The sequence below is a fragment of the Fretibacterium sp. OH1220_COT-178 genome (assembly GCF_003860125.1).
GTDB lineage: Bacteria > Synergistota > Synergistia > Synergistales > Aminobacteriaceae > CAJPSE01.
Genome location: NZ_RQYL01000010.1, coordinates 38,593 through 54,614, shown reverse-complemented (window position 1 = coordinate 54,614; position 16,022 = coordinate 38,593). Strand labels below are relative to the sequence as shown.

Here is a 16,022-nt window from a genome sequence, read left to right as displayed (position 1 = left end):
CCTCACGAGGCTTTGCCGCAGCAATGCTTGTACTTTTTCCCGCTCCCGCAGGGACAGGGGTCGTTACGCCCCACCCGGGGCCCCTTCCGGACGGGCTCCGGCCGCCCCTCCCCGCCGCGCGGCAAGTCCTCCGGAGTCCCCGCACCCGGTCCGAAGCCGGGAAGCTGGAAGTCGCGCCCCTCGGAGACGTGGCGTTTGCTGTGTCGTTCGTCCTCGGTCACCACGCGGACACGGAAAAATTGTTCCGCAAAGGACTCCCGAACCCGAAGCATCATCTCCTGAAAGAGATTGTAGGATTCGAACTGGTACTCCAACAGGGGGTCCTTCTGCCCGATGGCCCTCAGGCCGATGCCGCGCCTCAGCTCGTCCATGGCCAGGAGGTGGTCGCGCCAGGCGTCGTCCAGAGTGTTGAGCACCACGTAGCGGACGAGGCCCTGAGCGATCTCGGGCGTCAGCTCCTCGACCTTCTTGTCATAGCGGGCCTTCAGGAACGAGACGATCTCTTCCCGCACCAGCTCAAGACCCTCCCGGCTGTCGAGCTTCGCCACCAGCTCGTCGCTCCCCGAACCGAAAATGGCGCGTATCCGGGCCGCCGCCCGCGCGGCGTCCGGCTCCCCCTCCTCTGGGAAATAGCGGTCCAGAAGCTCCGCGATGACCCCGTTGATAACGCCCCAGCCGTAGTCGACGATCTCCCCGTCGTTCAGGATGGTCTGACGTTCGCTGTAGACGGCCTCGCGCTGACGGTTCATGACGTTGTCGTAGGCCAGCAGCTGCTTGCGGATGTCGAAGTGCATCTGCTCGACCTTGTGCTGGGAGGATTCGATGACCTTCGAGAGCATACCGGATTCGATGGCCTCTCCGTCCCTCATGCCCAGCCGCCCCATCAGGCCCTGAATGCGCTCGGAGCCGAAGAGACGCAGCAGATTGTCCTCCAGCGAGAGGTAGAAGCGGCTCATGCCCGCGTCGCCCTGACGTCCGGAGCGTCCCCGGAGCTGGTTGTCGATGCGCCGCGACTCGTGCCGCTCCGTTCCGATGATCGCCAGCCCCCCCAGAGCGGCGACCTTGTCGTGTTCCCCCTGGCAATCGGAACGGAACACCTCGAGATGAGTCTCGTAGGCCTTTTTGATGCGGCCGAAGACACCGCTCAAAAACTCAAAGGTGCTCCCTCCCTCGCCGGCAAGGCGGCGGTCCCGCAGGTAATTGCGCGCGAGATCCTCGGCCTGCAGATTCGAGTAGCGCACGAAGTAGGCGTAGACGTCCTCCTCATCCAGGCCCTTGACGGTCCAATCGAGCGAGGGGCGGTCGGAGAGCAGCCTCTCCCTGGCCAGGAACTCGGGATTTCCTCCAAGCATGATGTCCGTACCGCGCCCGGCCATGTTGGTCGCCACGGTCACGGCCCCGAGGTGTCCGGCCTGTGCGACGATGTGAGCCTCCTTCTCGTGGTGCTTCGCATTCAGGACCTGATGGGGGATCTTCCGAGCCTTGAGCAGCTTGCTGACCCGCTCGGAGTTCTCGATGGACGTCGTGCCGACGAGGACGGGCTGGCCGCGCTTGTGGCACTCCTCCACGTCGTCGGCGACGGCGCCGAACTTCTCCAGGGTCGTCCCGTAGATCACGTCGGGGAAGTCCTGGCGGACCATCTGCCGGTGCGTCGGGATGGTCACGACCTGGAGCCCGTAGATCTCCTTGAACTCCTCGGCCTCCGTGGCCGCCGTGCCCGTCATGCCGGCCAGCTTTCGGTACATGCGGAAGTAGTTCTGGAGGGTTATCGTCGCCAGGGTCTGGCTCTCGCGCCCGACCTTCACGCGCTCCTTCGCCTCGATGGCCTGATGGAGCCCGTCCGAATAGCGGCGCCCCACCATGAGGCGACCCGTGAACTCGTCGACGATCACGATCTCCCCGTCCTTCACCACGTAGTCGACGTCGCGCTGGAACAGGCGATGGGCCTTCAGGGCCTGCACGATGCGGTGGGCCAGCTCGGACTTTGCCGCGTCGGAGAAAAGCCCCGGCATCTTGAGGATGTCCTCGCAACGCTGAATGCCGGCCTCCGTGAGGGCGACGTTGCGTTCCTTCTCGTCCTTCCCGTAATCGCTGCCCTCCGTCAGCTGACGGGCGACCCCGTCCGCCTTGACGTAAAGCTCGACGTTGTCGTCGGAGGGCCCGGAGATGATGAGGGGCGTCCGCGCCTCGTCCACGAGGATCGAGTCCACCTCGTCGACAATGCAGTAGGCATGGGAGCGCTGGACCATCTGCTGCGCGTGCATCACCATATTGTCCCTCAGGTAGTCGAACCCGAACTCGCTGTTGGTGCCGTAGGTGATATCCGCCCTGTAGGCCTCGTACCGCTCCTCGGGCGGCATGTAGGGGTAGATGACCCCCACGGAGAGCCCGAGGAAGTTGTAGATCGGGGCCATCCAGGCGGCGTCGCGCTTGGCCAGGTAATCGTTGACCGTGATGAGGTGCACCCCCTCGCCGGAGAGAGCATTCAGGACGACCGCCAAGGTGGCTACGAGGGTCTTTCCCTCGCCGGTCCTCATCTCGGCGATGCGCCCGTCGTGCAGGGCCATGCCTCCGATCAGCTGCACGTCGTAGTGCCGAAGCCCTATCGTCCGCCGGGACACCTCGCGCACCAGCGCAAAAACCTCCACCAACAGGTCCGCGAGGTCCTCCCCGTCCCTTGCCCGCTCGCGCAGCCGGACCCCCATGGCCCGCAGTTCGTCCTCGCCTCTGGCCTCCAGCTCCTCCGAGAGCTCGTTGATCTGCTCCACAACGGCCTCGTACTTCCTCAGCGCACGCTCGTTGGGATCGAGCCCCAGCGCCTTCTTCAGTTTGTTCCATATCATTCAGAATTCACCTCTGACAACGCCCCTTCGGAAGCGGGAGCGTTTTCCGTTGTCTTTCTCCGCCAATCCAGACGCTCACGTCATTATAGCGCAAGCGCCGCCGCCCACCGTCCCTGCACCAACCGTTCCGGCCCGCCCCCTAAAGCGATTTCCAGCTCTTGAATCCCTGTCCCAGCACCTCGGTCGCATCGCAGATGGAGACGAAGGCCCTGGGGTCCTTCTCCTTGAGAAACGCCTTGAGCTGAACCACCTGCCGAGGCTCCAGCAGGGAGATCAGTACGGGACGAGGCTGCCCCGTGTAGGCTCCGTGCCCCTCGAGGCGCGTCACCCCCTTGCCCTTCGCGGTGATGAATCGGCAGACCTCGTCCGGAACGTTCGTGATGATGAAGGCCTGTTTGCGTTTGTCGAAGCTGCGCGTCACACTGTCCAGAGTGATGCCGAAGACATAGAGGCCGACGGCTCCATAGACCACGGGCTCCAGCCCCACCACCCCCACCGAGAGCGCGAGGATGAAGAAGTTGACGAAGATGAAAAAACGCCCCACCTCTATTCCATGACGCCGGCGCAGGACCATCGCGACGATGTCGAGCCCGCCGCTGGACCCTCCGATGTTGAAGAGCATGCCGATGGCGACGCCCTTCAGAAGCCCCGTGATGACCGTGGCCATGAACTTGTCCCTCGGAAGGTTCAGGGGGATGTCCCGAAATATCGGGATGAACAGCGAAAAGATGACGATGGAGGAGAAGGTCAGCACCAAAAAACGCAGGTTCAGGCTCCTCCGTCCCCAGAAGATCAGCAGCACGTTGCCGATAAAGATGATCCAGCTGGGCGATATGCCGAACACGTAGTTGGAGAGCACGGCGAGACCGGATATTCCGAGATCGGGAAAGCGGTAGGGCAGGGTGAAATAGCTGACCGCGAAGGCGAAGACGACGTTCGCCGTCAGAACCGCCAGGACGGCCCTCCACTCCCGGCGCAGGAGGCCGGGCAGGGAGAGCAGAAAATTCTTGACGCGCATGCTTTGTTCGGACAGGACCTTCAAGATTCGAACGCACCTTTCCCTTCGGAATTTTTACCCCTGACGAATACGGTATAATAAACAGGTTGGACACAAAACGTTTTACACGACAATGTATCATATCAGCCCTGCGGGGCGGGAGGGCAGAGTAAAAATACCACGAAAGCCCCTCGCCGGGAGCCCCCGAAAAAGGCTCGAGAGCTCCCCACGCTCCACGTTTCCCGTTCGACGAGGGAATGGGAGCGTTTTTTCCGCAATCGGCAGGCCACACCGGGAGGAAAAGGTTACGAGATGACGCAGGACATCAAGAACGCGACAGGCGGCTACGACGCCGGAAGCATACAGGTACTGGAAGGGCTCGAGGCCGTACGCAAACGTCCCGGCATGTACATCGGGGACACCGGAGCCCGGGGGCTCCACCACCTCATCTACGAGGTCGTCGACAACGCCGTCGACGAGGCGATCGGCGGGCACTGCGACCGCATCGAGGTCACCATCCATGGCGACGAGAGCATCAGCATCCGGGACAACGGACGCGGCATCCCCACGGACCCCCATCCCTACAACGGACGTCCGACCAGCGAGGTCGTCCTCACCATCCTTCATGCAGGGGGCAAGTTCGGAAATGGCGCCTACAAGGTCTCGGGGGGGCTTCATGGCGTGGGCGTCTCCGTCGTCAATGCGCTTTCGAGATGGCTTGAGGTCACCATCGCCCGGGACGGAATCCAGCGGACCCAGCGGTTCGAGCGCGGCATTCCCGTCACCGAGCTCTCGCCCGGGACTCCGGCGGACTGGCGGGGCACCCAGATCCGCTACCTCCCCGACGACGCGATCTTCGAGGAGGTCCGCCATTCCCTGGACGTGCTCAAAAGCCGCCTCCGCGAGCTCGCGTTCCTGAACCCGGGACTGTGCATCGCCGTCGACGACGAACGCAGCGGCGAGAGGAAGGAATACCACTTCGACGGGGGTATCCGGGCCTTTGTCGAGTACCTGGACCGGGGCAAGACGGCGCTGTTCGCCCCCCCCGTGATTCTCTCCGGCGAACGGGACGGCATCGCCATCGACATGGGATTCCAATACAACGACAGCTATCTGGAGCGCGTGTTCTCCTTCGCCAACCTCATCCACACGATCGAGGGGGGCACGCATGTCTCCGGGCTCCGGACGGCCATGACCCGTGCCGTCAACGAGGCCGCCCGAACCCACAAGATTCTGCGGGACAAGGACGAGAACCTCACCGGCGACGACCTCAAGGAAGGGCTGACCTGCGTGCTGTCCGTCAAGCTGGGAAATCCCCAGTTCGAGGGCCAGACCAAGACCAAGCTCGGGAACAGCGAAGTGAGGGGTGCCGTGGACTCCTTCGTCTACGAGGGGCTCCTATCCTGGTTTGAGGACGCGCCCGACCTCCTCCGCCCCATCGTGGAAAAGGCCCTCCGGGCCCGACAGGCCCGGGAGGCCGCCAAGAAGGCGCGGGAGCTTGTCCGAAAGGGCTCCATGACGGGCATGAATCTCCCGGGGAAGCTCGCGGACTGTTCCTCCAGGACCCCGGAGAATACGGAGCTCTACATCGTCGAGGGCGACAGCGCCGGTGGCAGCGCCAAACAGGGGCGGGATCGCTCGTTTCAGGCCATCCTTCCCCTGAGGGGCAAAATCCTGAACGTCGAGAAGGCGCGGCTCGACAAGATGCTCTCCAACAACGAGATCCGCACGATCATCCAGGCGCTGGGCTGCGGCATCGGCAACGAGTTCGACGCCAAAAAGCTGCGCTACCACAAGATCATCATCATGACGGACGCCGACGTGGACGGTGCCCATATCAGCACCTTGCTTCTGACCTTCTTCTACCGCCACATGCCGGAGCTGATCAACCAGGGCTATCTCTACCTGGCACAGCCCCCGCTCTACAGGGTCCAGAAGGGCAAGCAGGTTCAGTACTGCTATTCGGACAAGGAACTGCGTCAGTACGTGGATGAAGCTCCGGAATCATCCAAGATCGGAGTTCAGCGCTACAAGGGGCTTGGAGAGATGAACCCCTCCCAGCTCTGGGAGACGACGATGGACCCCGCAAACCGGGTGCTCAGGAGAATCGACCTCAACGACGACCTCCTGGCCGACGAATATTTCGACATCCTGATGGGCGACAAGGTCGAGCCCAGGCGGGATTTCATCACATCCTACGCGCACGAGGTCAAGAACCTGGACATCTGATCGGGAACCGCCAAGGCGAGATGGATTGCAACGCGGCGGGCTTACACATCCCCTTTGAAGGGACGTAAGCCCGCCGCATGCGATTCGTTCTCGTTTGCAACCTCGTTTGCAACGCGTTCGCGAGAGGAAAGTCCGCTCCCCCTCACAGTGCCGCCTTCACAGCGTTCAGGACGACGTCACGCAGCTCCGGATCCTCCAGGGCCAGCTGAACGTTGGCCGCAAGCCATCCCCTCTGGGTTCCGCAGTCGAACCGTCGCCCCCGATAGACGACCCCCCAGACCGGTTCCACGGCAGCCAGACGCCGAAGCGCGTCGGTGAGCTGAATCTCCCCTCCCGCCCCCAGCTGCCCCTCCGCCAACAGAGGAAAAATGGACGGGGAGAGCACATAACGTCCCATGATGGCATAGTCGCTGGGCGCCTCCTCTTCGGAGGGCTTCTCCACCATGTCCAGGATGCGGTGGATATCCCCCTCGAGCGGCTCCGACCGGACGATGCCGTAGCGGGAGACGTCCTCGCGCGCCACGCGCTCGAGCGCGATCACCGTCCCCCCCAGCCGATCATGGACGTCGATCAGCTGCGACATGATCGGTTGTTCGCCCAGAAACACGTCGTCCGGCAGGACGACGCCGAAGTACTCCCCACGGCAGAAGGGCTCCCCGCAGAGCACGGCATGCCCCAGCCCCAGGGGTTCCCTCTGACGGACGTAGAGGATCTCCGCCAGGTTCGAGATCGCCACCATCCGGTCGTGAAGCTCATCCTTTCCCCGTGCCTTCAGCAGGTGCTCCAACTCGAAGGACCGGTCGAAGTAGTCCTCTATCGAACGCTTGGCCCGTCCCGTGATCATGATGATATCCGAGCACCCGGAGGCCAGAGCCTCCTCGACGCCATAAGAGATGATCGGACGGTTCACCAGGGGCAGCATCTCCTTGGCGAGCTCCTTGGTCACCGGCAAAAAACGAGTGCCCAGCCCGGCGACGGGAAACAGGCATTTCGTTACTTTCGACTGACGTTTCATAAGATCTCGTTCTCGCTTTCTTACCTCAAAACAGCGCTCAGCGCCGCTCCCCCCGCAGGGACAGCCCCGAATTCCTCAGCAATAGGCCTTCAGCTGTTCCATGAGCTGCGCGGAGATTTCATCGACGAGGGGCTCCTCCTTGGCCTCGACCAGGATGCGCAGCAGGGGTTCGGTCCCGGAGGGCCTCACGAGCACGCGCCCGCGTCCCCTGATGCCCTGCTGGGCCTCCTCGGCGATCGCATCCACGCGCTCCATATCCAAGACGCACTTCGGGCTCAGGACCAGGTTCGAGAGCTTCTGTGGGTAGCGGCCAAAGCGGTCCACCAAGGTATCGACGTCCTCGTCAAGCTCCCTCAGGGCATTCAGGAGGACGAGCGCCGTGCACAGACCGTCCCCGGTACGGGTGAAGGCGTCGGCGATGATGTGGCCGGACTGTTCGCCCCCGAGCCTGGCCTGACGGCGCCTCATGGTCTCCAGGACGTAGCGGTCCCCCACGGGACAGCGAAAGACCGGAATCTGCTCGTTGTTCAGGTGCTCCTCGAGCGCCATGTTGCTCATCACCGTCACGACGACCCCATTCCCCAGCATCTCCCGGGCAGAAAGCCAGCGGGCCAGCACCCAGATCGCGATATCGCCGTCTATAGGCCTGCCCTTCGAGTCCACCATCAGAACCCTGTCCGCATCCCCATCGAACGCAAAGCCCAGGTCGCAGCAGAACTCATTGACGTAATTGCCGAGGTGGCGCATATGGATGACCCCGACCCCCTCGTTGATGTTGAGCCCATCCGGGTCCGCCCCGATGAGGGACCACTTGACCCCGAGCCGTTCCAGAAGGGCCGGCATGACCGCTCCGGCAGCTCCGTGCGCGCAGTCGAACACGACCCTGGAAGGAAGGTTGTCCTTGTAGGACAGAAGGGAGGCCAAGTGCTCCGCATAGCTGTGCACGAGGTGGGGCATCTGGCGGATCTCTCCTATGGAAGCTCCGGTCGGACGCCAGTCGTCCGTCAGATTGTCGCCCAAATACTCCTCGATGCTCAGCTCCGACTCGTCGGAAAGTTTGCAGCCGTCCCGATCGAGAAATTTGATACCGTTGTACTCCGCAGGGTTATGAGAGGCGCTGATCACCGCCCCCGCATCCGCCGCCAGGTGCTGCACCGCGTAGCTGACCCCGGGGGTGGGGATGATTCCTACGGAGAGGACCTCGGCTCCGGCGGAGGTCATCCCCGCCGACAAGGCTCCTTCCAACATCATACCGGAGCGTCGGGTATCCCGCCCCAGAACGATTCGGGGACGCGGCACTCCCCGTTCCGCAAGGAACAGGATGAACGCCCTCCCCAGGCGCAGGGCCATCTCCGGAGTCATCCCGCCGCGGTTCGCGACATCCCGGACCCCATCCGTCCCAAACAGAACTCTTTTGTTCCTCATGACGCCTTCACCGTCCCACCGAGCCCTCCGCCGTGCTCACAGTCACGGTGGGAGGTTCAATTTTTACCACTTTCAGATCCTCCGAGGCGATCTCCACCCTGACCGGCAGAGCCGCGGAGTCCACAAAAATATTGGAGAGATCCACATAAGCCTGGAGCCCGACATCCTCGGGCCGTATATCGGCTATTCTGGAGGGCAGTCCCTCGACCGTCACGACGACGACCGAAGGGGCCGCGGCCCACTCCGATTCGCCCGACCCCGCCCTTATGGCGACAGGGATGTTGGAAAACTGGGTGGTCGCCTTGGCGGGCTCCAGATGAACCGACAAACGGACCGACTTGACGTTCAGGATGGACACCCCCTTCACGTTGGGCGCTTTCAGGGGCACGACCAGCATCTGATCGGCCGATAGCCAGGAGATATCGACCGTCTCGGTCTCGACCGAGGAAATTTGCGACAGCCTGGAAGCCGGCCCCTCGAGGTACACCTCGGAGGGGTCCGTCACCACGGCCTTGAGCTCGTAGTCCGAGGAGGGCTTACCGCTCAGACGCAGATTGACGGGCACCTTCTTCTTCGGCAGCCCGCGCACCAACGAGGCACGCATCCGGACTTGAGAGGGCTCCAGAGCGACCTCCTCGTCGAAAGGCTCGGACTGCGAGAGCTTCACGGGCAGGAGCAGCTCCTTGCCCGACTGCAGTTCCTGAACGGTCGGTTGAATCTGGATCGCTCCGATCTTGGAGATATCCTTCTCCCCCCCGCGGATGGCGATCTCCTTCGGGACGATCTCCACCCCCTCCAGATACTGTCCGTCGGGGATGTCCTGGGGCAGGACGACCTCGACGGGCATGAGGCGCACGACCTGGCGCAGCAGGTCGACGACGACCTGCGACGGGGTGCAGGAGACCAGCGATACGTTGGGAGGCAGGTTCACCCTCACGTCCTGCGTGTACTTCTTGCCCGGAGACAGGTTTCTGAGGTCCACGACGCAGGAGACGGAATCGTAATCGAAACGGGCCAGGACCTCTTCCAGTCCCCGAATCTCCACATCGACCTCGGAGACCTTGTTGCGCAGCGTCGCCTGGGCGTCGAGGGATTCATACTCCAGCGGACACGAAAAACGCCTCGTCACATAGCCGCTTTCATCCGATTCCATGACGTAGAACCACATCAACAGCGCGGCCGTGACGGAGATGGCCCAAAGGCTCCAAGGGGACGTCAGGATTTCGTCAAAATTCTTCGATGAGATCATGAAATTAAGTCATCCCTCTCTCAGGGAGGCGCGTCCAACGCGCCCGCCCCGGCATTTCTCAGAGCTGCGCCGGGGACTCCCAGAACAATTGTACCAGTCGCTGGAAGCGGTCTCTCCAGGTCCTGCGCACGGCCTCCCGTCCCGAGAAATAGTGCAGCAGCAACTTCTCCAACTGAGGCTCCTTCAAATTTTTCGAAAGGTGCCCCTTGAAGGCCAGGGACACCTCCCCACGCTCCTCGGAGACGATCAGAACCAACGCGTCGGAGACCTCGGAGAGCCCCAAAGCCGCACGATGACGAGTTCCGTACCATCGGGAGATCTCCGGCGCATCGGCCAAGGGCAAATAGCAGCCGGCCGCAATCAGATTCTCCCTGTCCATGATCAGGGCCCCGTCGTGCAGGGGATTGTCCTTCCAAAATATCGATATGAGGAGCTCCTGAGACACCTCCGCCCCCAGATGGACGGCCGTGCGCCAGTACTCCCCCAGCCCGGTCTCCTGCTGCAGGGCCAGGAGGGCCCCGATCTGGTTGATCTTCATGTAGTTCAGCGCCCCTGCAACCTGACGGCTGAGGTTCTTCGCCTCGTCCAGAGGGATTTTGTGACGCCACAGGTTCCCGCGCCCGATCTCCTCCAGCATCTTTCGAAGTTCCGGCTGAAAGACGATGGGAATGGCGAAACTCAGAGCCCAAAGCCCCTTGCCCAACAGCCAGGAGACGAGCCGGAGCTGAAGCATCGAGGCCAGCAGATAGAAGAGGAGAAGCATCAGCACCCCCTTCAGCAGCTGAATCGCCCGCGTTCCGACCATCAGCACCAGAATGCGATAGATGACCAGAGAGACGATGAAGATATCGAAAAAGGTTCTCACGTCAGCCCACATGGCGCACTCCACTTCGCCTCGGCCCTGGGGTTCGGCTTGGCCCCTCAGACGACAAGCTTGACGTCTCCGGCATAAATCAGTCCCCGCATTCCGTCGACGGTTACGATATCGTCGTCCGAAAGGGTTGAGAAGAGATCCGCAACGCCGATGACGCAGGGCAGATCGTAGTCCAGGGCCATGGCGTTGCCCTCGGCCACCAGCGCCCCGCTCTCTACGAGTACCGCCGCCGCCTTCTCCATGACGGGACGATGCGCCTCCTCGATCTGGCGAACGACAAGGATGCACCCCTCATGCCCTTTCTCCAGGGCCGTCTGGGGCGTCCGTGCGAGGCAGACCTTGCCCGTGGCGTTCCTCCGTACCAAAGGCGTTCCGGAGAGCAAAATCTTGCCCGTCGTAAGCACCTCGACCATATTCGTGGATCCCGGCTGTCCCAGAGGAATGCCCGCCGTAATGACGACGAGCTCGCCCTCCGGAACGTACCCTCCGGAGACGCAGGCGTTGATCGCCTCCCGGGCCGCGACGTTCACGTCCGAGAGCTCCGCCAGGCGAACGGGCTGCACCCCCCACCACAGCGCAAGCTCACGCCACGTCTGCTGGGAGGGAGTCACCCCGAGAATCGGGCAGTAAGGACGATGCTTGCTGATCATCCTGGCCGTGGAGCCGCTTTTGGTCAGCGAGAGGATGGCCGAGGCCGACACTTGCTTGGATATCAGCACGGCCGCGTCGCTCACCGCATCCGGGACACCGAACACCGAGCTGCGCTCGCGGCAGGGCAGGCACCATATCCCCAGCTCCTCCTCCGCCCGGTCGACAATGCGCCGCATCGTGCTCACGGCCTCCACCGGATAGGCCCCCGACGCCGTCTCCCCCGACAGCATGACGGCATCCGTACCGTCCAGGACGGCATTGGCAACGTCGCTGGCCTCAGCACGGGTGGGACGCGGGTTTCGGATCATCGAATCCAGCATCTGCGTCGCCACGATCACGACCTTGCCGCGCGAGCGACACATCTCGATGATGTGCTTTTGGACGAGCGGGACATCCTCCGTGGGGATCTCCACCCCCAGGTCGCCTCGGGCGATCATCATGCCGTCCACCACCTCGACGATCTCCGCCAGGTTCTGGACGGCCTGATGGGTCTCGATCTTGGCGATGATCTTCATCGCGCCCCCGTGGCTCTCGATCAGCCTGCGCACTTCGAGGACGTCCCCTCGTGTCTTGATGAAGGAGACGGCCAGGTACTCCATGCCGTGCTGGATGCCCCAGGCGATGTCCTCCTTGTCCTTCTCCGAGAGCGCCGGAAGCGACAGGGTAGCCCCGGGGATGTTGACCCCCTTCGTGTTCCTCAGGGGGCCGCCGACGACGACGCGGCACAGGACATCCTCTCCCTCCACCCGTTCGACCTCCAGGTGCAGGGTCCCGTCGTCGATATAGAGGCTTTGACCGGGGGCGACCTCCTGTGCGAGCAGGGGGTAGTTGATGTGGATGCGCTCGGAGGTCCCAGTAAAGGATTCGCCCGCTCCGGTGAGGATCACCGTGCTGTCCCTGGCCAGCACAACCTCCCCGTTCTCCATCTGCCCGGTGCGGATCTCCGCGCCCTTCGTATCCAGCAGAACGGCGATCGGCGAACCCATATCCCGCTCGACGCGCCGGATCAGGCCCAGTTTCCTCTCGTGCCCCTCGTAGTCGCCATGGCTGAAGTTGAGGCGCGCGACGTTCATCCCCGCCCTGGCCATCGCCTTGAGGGTCCCGTAATTCTCGCTGGCCGGCCCTATCGTGCAAACGATCTTCACGAACATGTCCTAATCACCTCGGAACGTATTGTAACCTTTCCAGATACGCCATGGGGACAACGGCCATACGAAGCCGTCGGTTCCGCACAATCCTTCCCCTCAGGGGTTCCTCTCGATCGCCCGGAGAAAACCCGTCAGCAGACGACCTCCAAGGCCTCCAAGGGAACGATCTCGGAGAGCCGGGTCTCGAGGCGCGACGGTACGGAGGGATCGACCCTGAAATCGTTCAGATAGACGACACAGGAGTCCCTGTCGTCCAGAAACTCGAGCAGGACGGGGGAGGCGCCTCGACAATCCCTCAGGGCCTTCGCGAAATCCCGGACGTTCAACTCCCGGGGGACGAGATTCAACCTCAGACGAATACGGACGATCCCCGAATCCCCGGCCTCCGAGAGCGGTGTCAGCCTCTCGACGATAAAGTTCTTGGGCTCCCTGTCCCCCATCCTGCCCTCGACCACGCAGGGCACCCCCAATCGGGCCTGGGGCTTGACGGCCTCCCAGGTTCTGGGGAAGGCCACCATCTCGATGCTGCTGTTGGAATCCTCCAGAAGCATCTGGCCCATGGCCGCCCCCTTCTTGGTCGTCTTCTCCGTCACGGAGAGGAGGATCCCCCCCACCTTCGGGGCCGTCCGCCCCTGCCAATAGGGCAGGTCCGCGATGGAGCAGTTGGTGAACCTGCCGATCGCCTCCTCGCAGCCGTCGAAGGGATGGCCCGAGATGTAGAGCCCCGTGACCTCCTTCTCGTAGTCCAGCCTGTCGTAAAGCGCGTAGTCCTCGACCTCCGGAATGTCGGGGCCCTCCTCGCCGGCGGGGTCGTCCTCCGCCAGATCGAAGAGCGAGAGCTGGCTCCCCCCCGCCTCCAGCCTCTGGGCCCCCTGCACGAACTCGGCCAGGACCTCGACGAGGCGCCTGCGGTTCGGCAGTATTTCATCGAAGGCACCCGCCTTCACCAGATTTTCGATCGTCGCCCGGTTGACGACGTGCAGATCGACGCGCCGGACAAAATCCCAAAGGGACTTGAACTTCCCCTCTCTCCGAGCCGCAACGATGGCGTCGACCGCGTTGTGCCCCACCCGGGACACGGCCCCCAGGCCGAAACGAATGAGATCGCCCACCGCGGTGAAGCTCTCCATTGAGGAGTTGATGTCCGGGGGCAATACGGACAGGCCGCCGCGACGCACCTCGCGCACGTAGTGCGCCAGAACCTCCTTCTTGGCCTTCATCTGACTGGATAGGTAGGCTGCCATGAACTCCGCCTTGTAGTTTGCCTTGAGGTAGGCGGTATGGTACGCGATCACGGCATACGCCGCGCTGTGCGACTTGTTGAATCCGTAGCCCGCGAACTTCTCGATCAGGTCGAAGATGCCCTCGGCCGTCTTGGCCTCGATGCCCTTGCGGGCGGCGCCGTCCAGGAACTTGGCCCTCTGTTCCTGCATGACCTCCACCTTCTTCTTGCCCATCGCGCGCCGCAGGAGATCCGCCTCGCCCAGCGTATAGCCCGCCAGGACCGAGGCACACTGCATCACCTGTTCCTGGTACAGGATGACCCCGTAGGTCTCCCGCAGCACGTCCTCCAGGAGCGGATGAGGATAGTGCGGACGGGCCCTTCCATGCTTGCAGTCGATATACTGGTCCACCATCCCGCTCTCCAGCGGACCGGGACGATACATGGCCAGCGCGGCGATCAGGTCCTCGAAACAGTCGATGCGCAGTTTCCGGAGCATCGCCCGCATCCCCGACGATTCCAACTGGAAGATGCCCATCGTGTCGGCCTCCTGAAGCAGGGAGTAGGCCGCCGGGTCGTCCATGGGAATCCTGTCCAGGTCCGGTACGGGCTTGCCGTTGAGCCGGATGTTCTCCAGAGCCTCCTCGATGATCGACAGGGTGCTGAGCCCCAAGAAATCCATCTTGACCAATCCCAGCTTCTCGATGGGCTCCATCGTGAACTGCGTGACGGTCTGGCTGATGTCGAGGCCGCCGTCCGAGGCGAGCGAGGTCGCGGGTTTGATGCGACGGATCGGCACTAGGTCCGTCATGGGAACGGGAGTGATCACGACGCCGGCGGCGTGCTGCGAGGCGTGACGGGCCAGCCCCTCGATGTGCGCCGCGACGTCCAGGACCTCTCGGATGCGGGGCTCCTCCTGAACGGCCTGCCGAAGCTCCGGCGTCCGTTCCAGGGCCTCCCCGATGCTCTTCGCGTCGGCGGGGATCAGCTTCGCCACCCGATCCATCAGGGCGTACTCCACCCCCGTCGCCCGCCCGACGTCCTTGACCGCCTGACGGCTCTTCATTCGCCCGAAGGTGATGATCTGGGAGACCCGGTCGCTGCCGTAGCGCTCCACGATGTACTTCAGGACCTCGTCCCGGCCCTTGTCCGAGACGTCGGTGTCGATATCGGGCATGCTGATCCGTTCCGGGTTCAGGAATCGCTCGAACAGCAGGCGGTACTTCAGCGGATCGAGGTCCGTGATGCGAAGGCTCCAGGCCACCAGGGACCCCGCGGCCGACCCCCGTCCCGGCCCGATCGGGATGGACCGGTCCTTCGCCGCCTGAATGATGCCCGCCACGATCAGGAAATACGCCGCGAACCCCATCGAGTTGATTACGCCCAGCTCGTACTCCAGACGCTCCGAGTACTCCGCCGGAGGCGTCTCCGCACGCAGGCGGCTGCGCAGCCCGGCCCGGGCCTCCTCCTCGAGATGCGTCTCCAGGGTAACGCCGTCGGCGAGGTCCAGGCTGGGCAGCTGGTACGATCCCGATTTCAGGTCGAGCTCGACGCGGCAGCGCTCGGCGATCGCCACCGTGTTGTCCAGCGCCTGCGGCAGCTCCGCTCCGAAGAAGGCGTTCATCTCCTCCGGCGACCTCAGATAGAAGTCGTTGGCGCTGAAGCCGAAAGCGTCGTCGGTGTCGTCGGCCCGGGTGTTGACGCGCAGCAGAATTTTGTGCCAGCCGAAATCCTCGGCGTCGAGGTAATGCGCGTCGCTCGTCGCGATCAGAGGAATTCCCGTTTCCCGCGAGATCCGGACCAGAGCCTTGTTGACGAGGGCCTGCTCGGGAAGCGTGTTCGACATGATCTCCAGGAAGAAATTGCCCTCGCCCATGATATCGCGGTACAGAAGAGCCCGATCGGCCGCCTCCGTTTCCCTGCCGCCGAGGATCAGCTGGGGAATCTCTCCGGCAAGACAGGCCGACGAGGCGATCAGGCCCTTGGCGTGCCGGGCCAGCAGGTCGTGATCGATTCTCGGCTTGTAGTAAAAACCGTCCGTGTTGGCGATCGACACCAGTTTGATGAGGTTGCGATATCCCTCGTCGTCCTCCGCAAGAAGGATCAAATGATTGTTCTTCCCCTTTTTCTCCCGGGATCTGTGTCCATCGGGGTCCACATAGATCTCGCACCCCAGGATGGGCTTCACCCCGTTGGCCCGGCAATTCTCGTAAAACTCCACCGCGCCGTACATCGCTCCGTGATCCGTCATCGCGACGGCGGGGACCTCCCATCCCGAAACCTTGCGGGCAAGATCCTTGGTTCGGATGGCCCCGTCCAGAAGGCTGTACTCCGTATGCACGTGCAAATGAACGAAAGGTCTCGTCATA

The 16,022-nt window shown here is 63.0% G+C and carries 9 protein-coding genes; 1 reads left to right on the top strand and 8 read right to left on the bottom strand.

Features of this window, described 5'->3' with window-relative positions; translation table 11 throughout:
* Positions 1 to 2 precede the first annotated feature (2 nt).
* Complete coding sequence (gene secA / locus EII26_RS05700) at positions 3 to 2,843, bottom strand: preprotein translocase subunit SecA (protein WP_124888181.1); 2,841 nt, start codon at positions 2,841 to 2,843, stop codon at positions 3 to 5.
* 139 nt (positions 2,844 to 2,982) lie between these two features.
* Positions 2,983 to 3,885 (bottom strand): YitT family protein, encoded by a 903-nt coding sequence (locus EII26_RS05695; protein WP_233572624.1) that lies wholly within the window; start codon positions 3,883 to 3,885, stop codon positions 2,983 to 2,985.
* Between the two features lie 267 nt (positions 3,886 to 4,152).
* Here EII26_RS05695 and gyrB point away from each other — a divergent pair, with 267 nt between their 5' ends.
* Entirely contained in the window at positions 4,153 to 6,069 is a 1,917-nt protein-coding gene (gene gyrB, locus EII26_RS05690; protein ID WP_124888179.1) for a DNA topoisomerase (ATP-hydrolyzing) subunit B, read from the top strand.
* A gap of 142 nt (positions 6,070 to 6,211) precedes the next feature.
* Here gyrB and galU read toward each other — a convergent pair whose 3' ends face one another.
* From galU to dnaE, 6 genes are all read right to left on the bottom strand, one after another.
* Positions 6,212 to 7,084, bottom strand: coding sequence for a UTP--glucose-1-phosphate uridylyltransferase GalU (galU, locus tag EII26_RS05685; RefSeq protein ID WP_124888178.1), 873 nt, complete (start codon positions 7,082 to 7,084; stop codon positions 6,212 to 6,214).
* Between the two features lie 75 nt (positions 7,085 to 7,159).
* A complete protein-coding gene (gene glmM / locus EII26_RS05680) occupies positions 7,160 to 8,509 on the bottom strand; it encodes a phosphoglucosamine mutase (RefSeq protein WP_124888177.1) in 1,350 nt (449 codons plus the stop codon).
* Between the two features lie 7 nt (positions 8,510 to 8,516).
* Entirely contained in the window at positions 8,517 to 9,758 is a 1,242-nt protein-coding gene (locus EII26_RS05675; protein WP_124888176.1) for a CdaR family protein, read from the bottom strand.
* Between the two features lie 58 nt (positions 9,759 to 9,816).
* On the bottom strand, positions 9,817 to 10,623 hold the full coding sequence (gene cdaA / locus EII26_RS05670; RefSeq protein WP_342447302.1) for a diadenylate cyclase CdaA: 807 nt from the start codon (positions 10,621 to 10,623) through the stop codon (positions 9,817 to 9,819).
* Between the two features lie 56 nt (positions 10,624 to 10,679).
* Positions 10,680 to 12,434, bottom strand: coding sequence for a pyruvate kinase (gene pyk / locus EII26_RS05665; RefSeq protein WP_124888174.1), 1,755 nt, complete (start codon positions 12,432 to 12,434; stop codon positions 10,680 to 10,682).
* Positions 12,435 to 12,562: 128 nt separating this feature from the next.
* Complete coding sequence (gene dnaE, locus EII26_RS05660) at positions 12,563 to 16,021, bottom strand: DNA polymerase III subunit alpha (protein ID WP_124888173.1); 3,459 nt, start codon at positions 16,019 to 16,021, stop codon at positions 12,563 to 12,565.
* Position 16,022 lies beyond the last annotated feature (1 nt).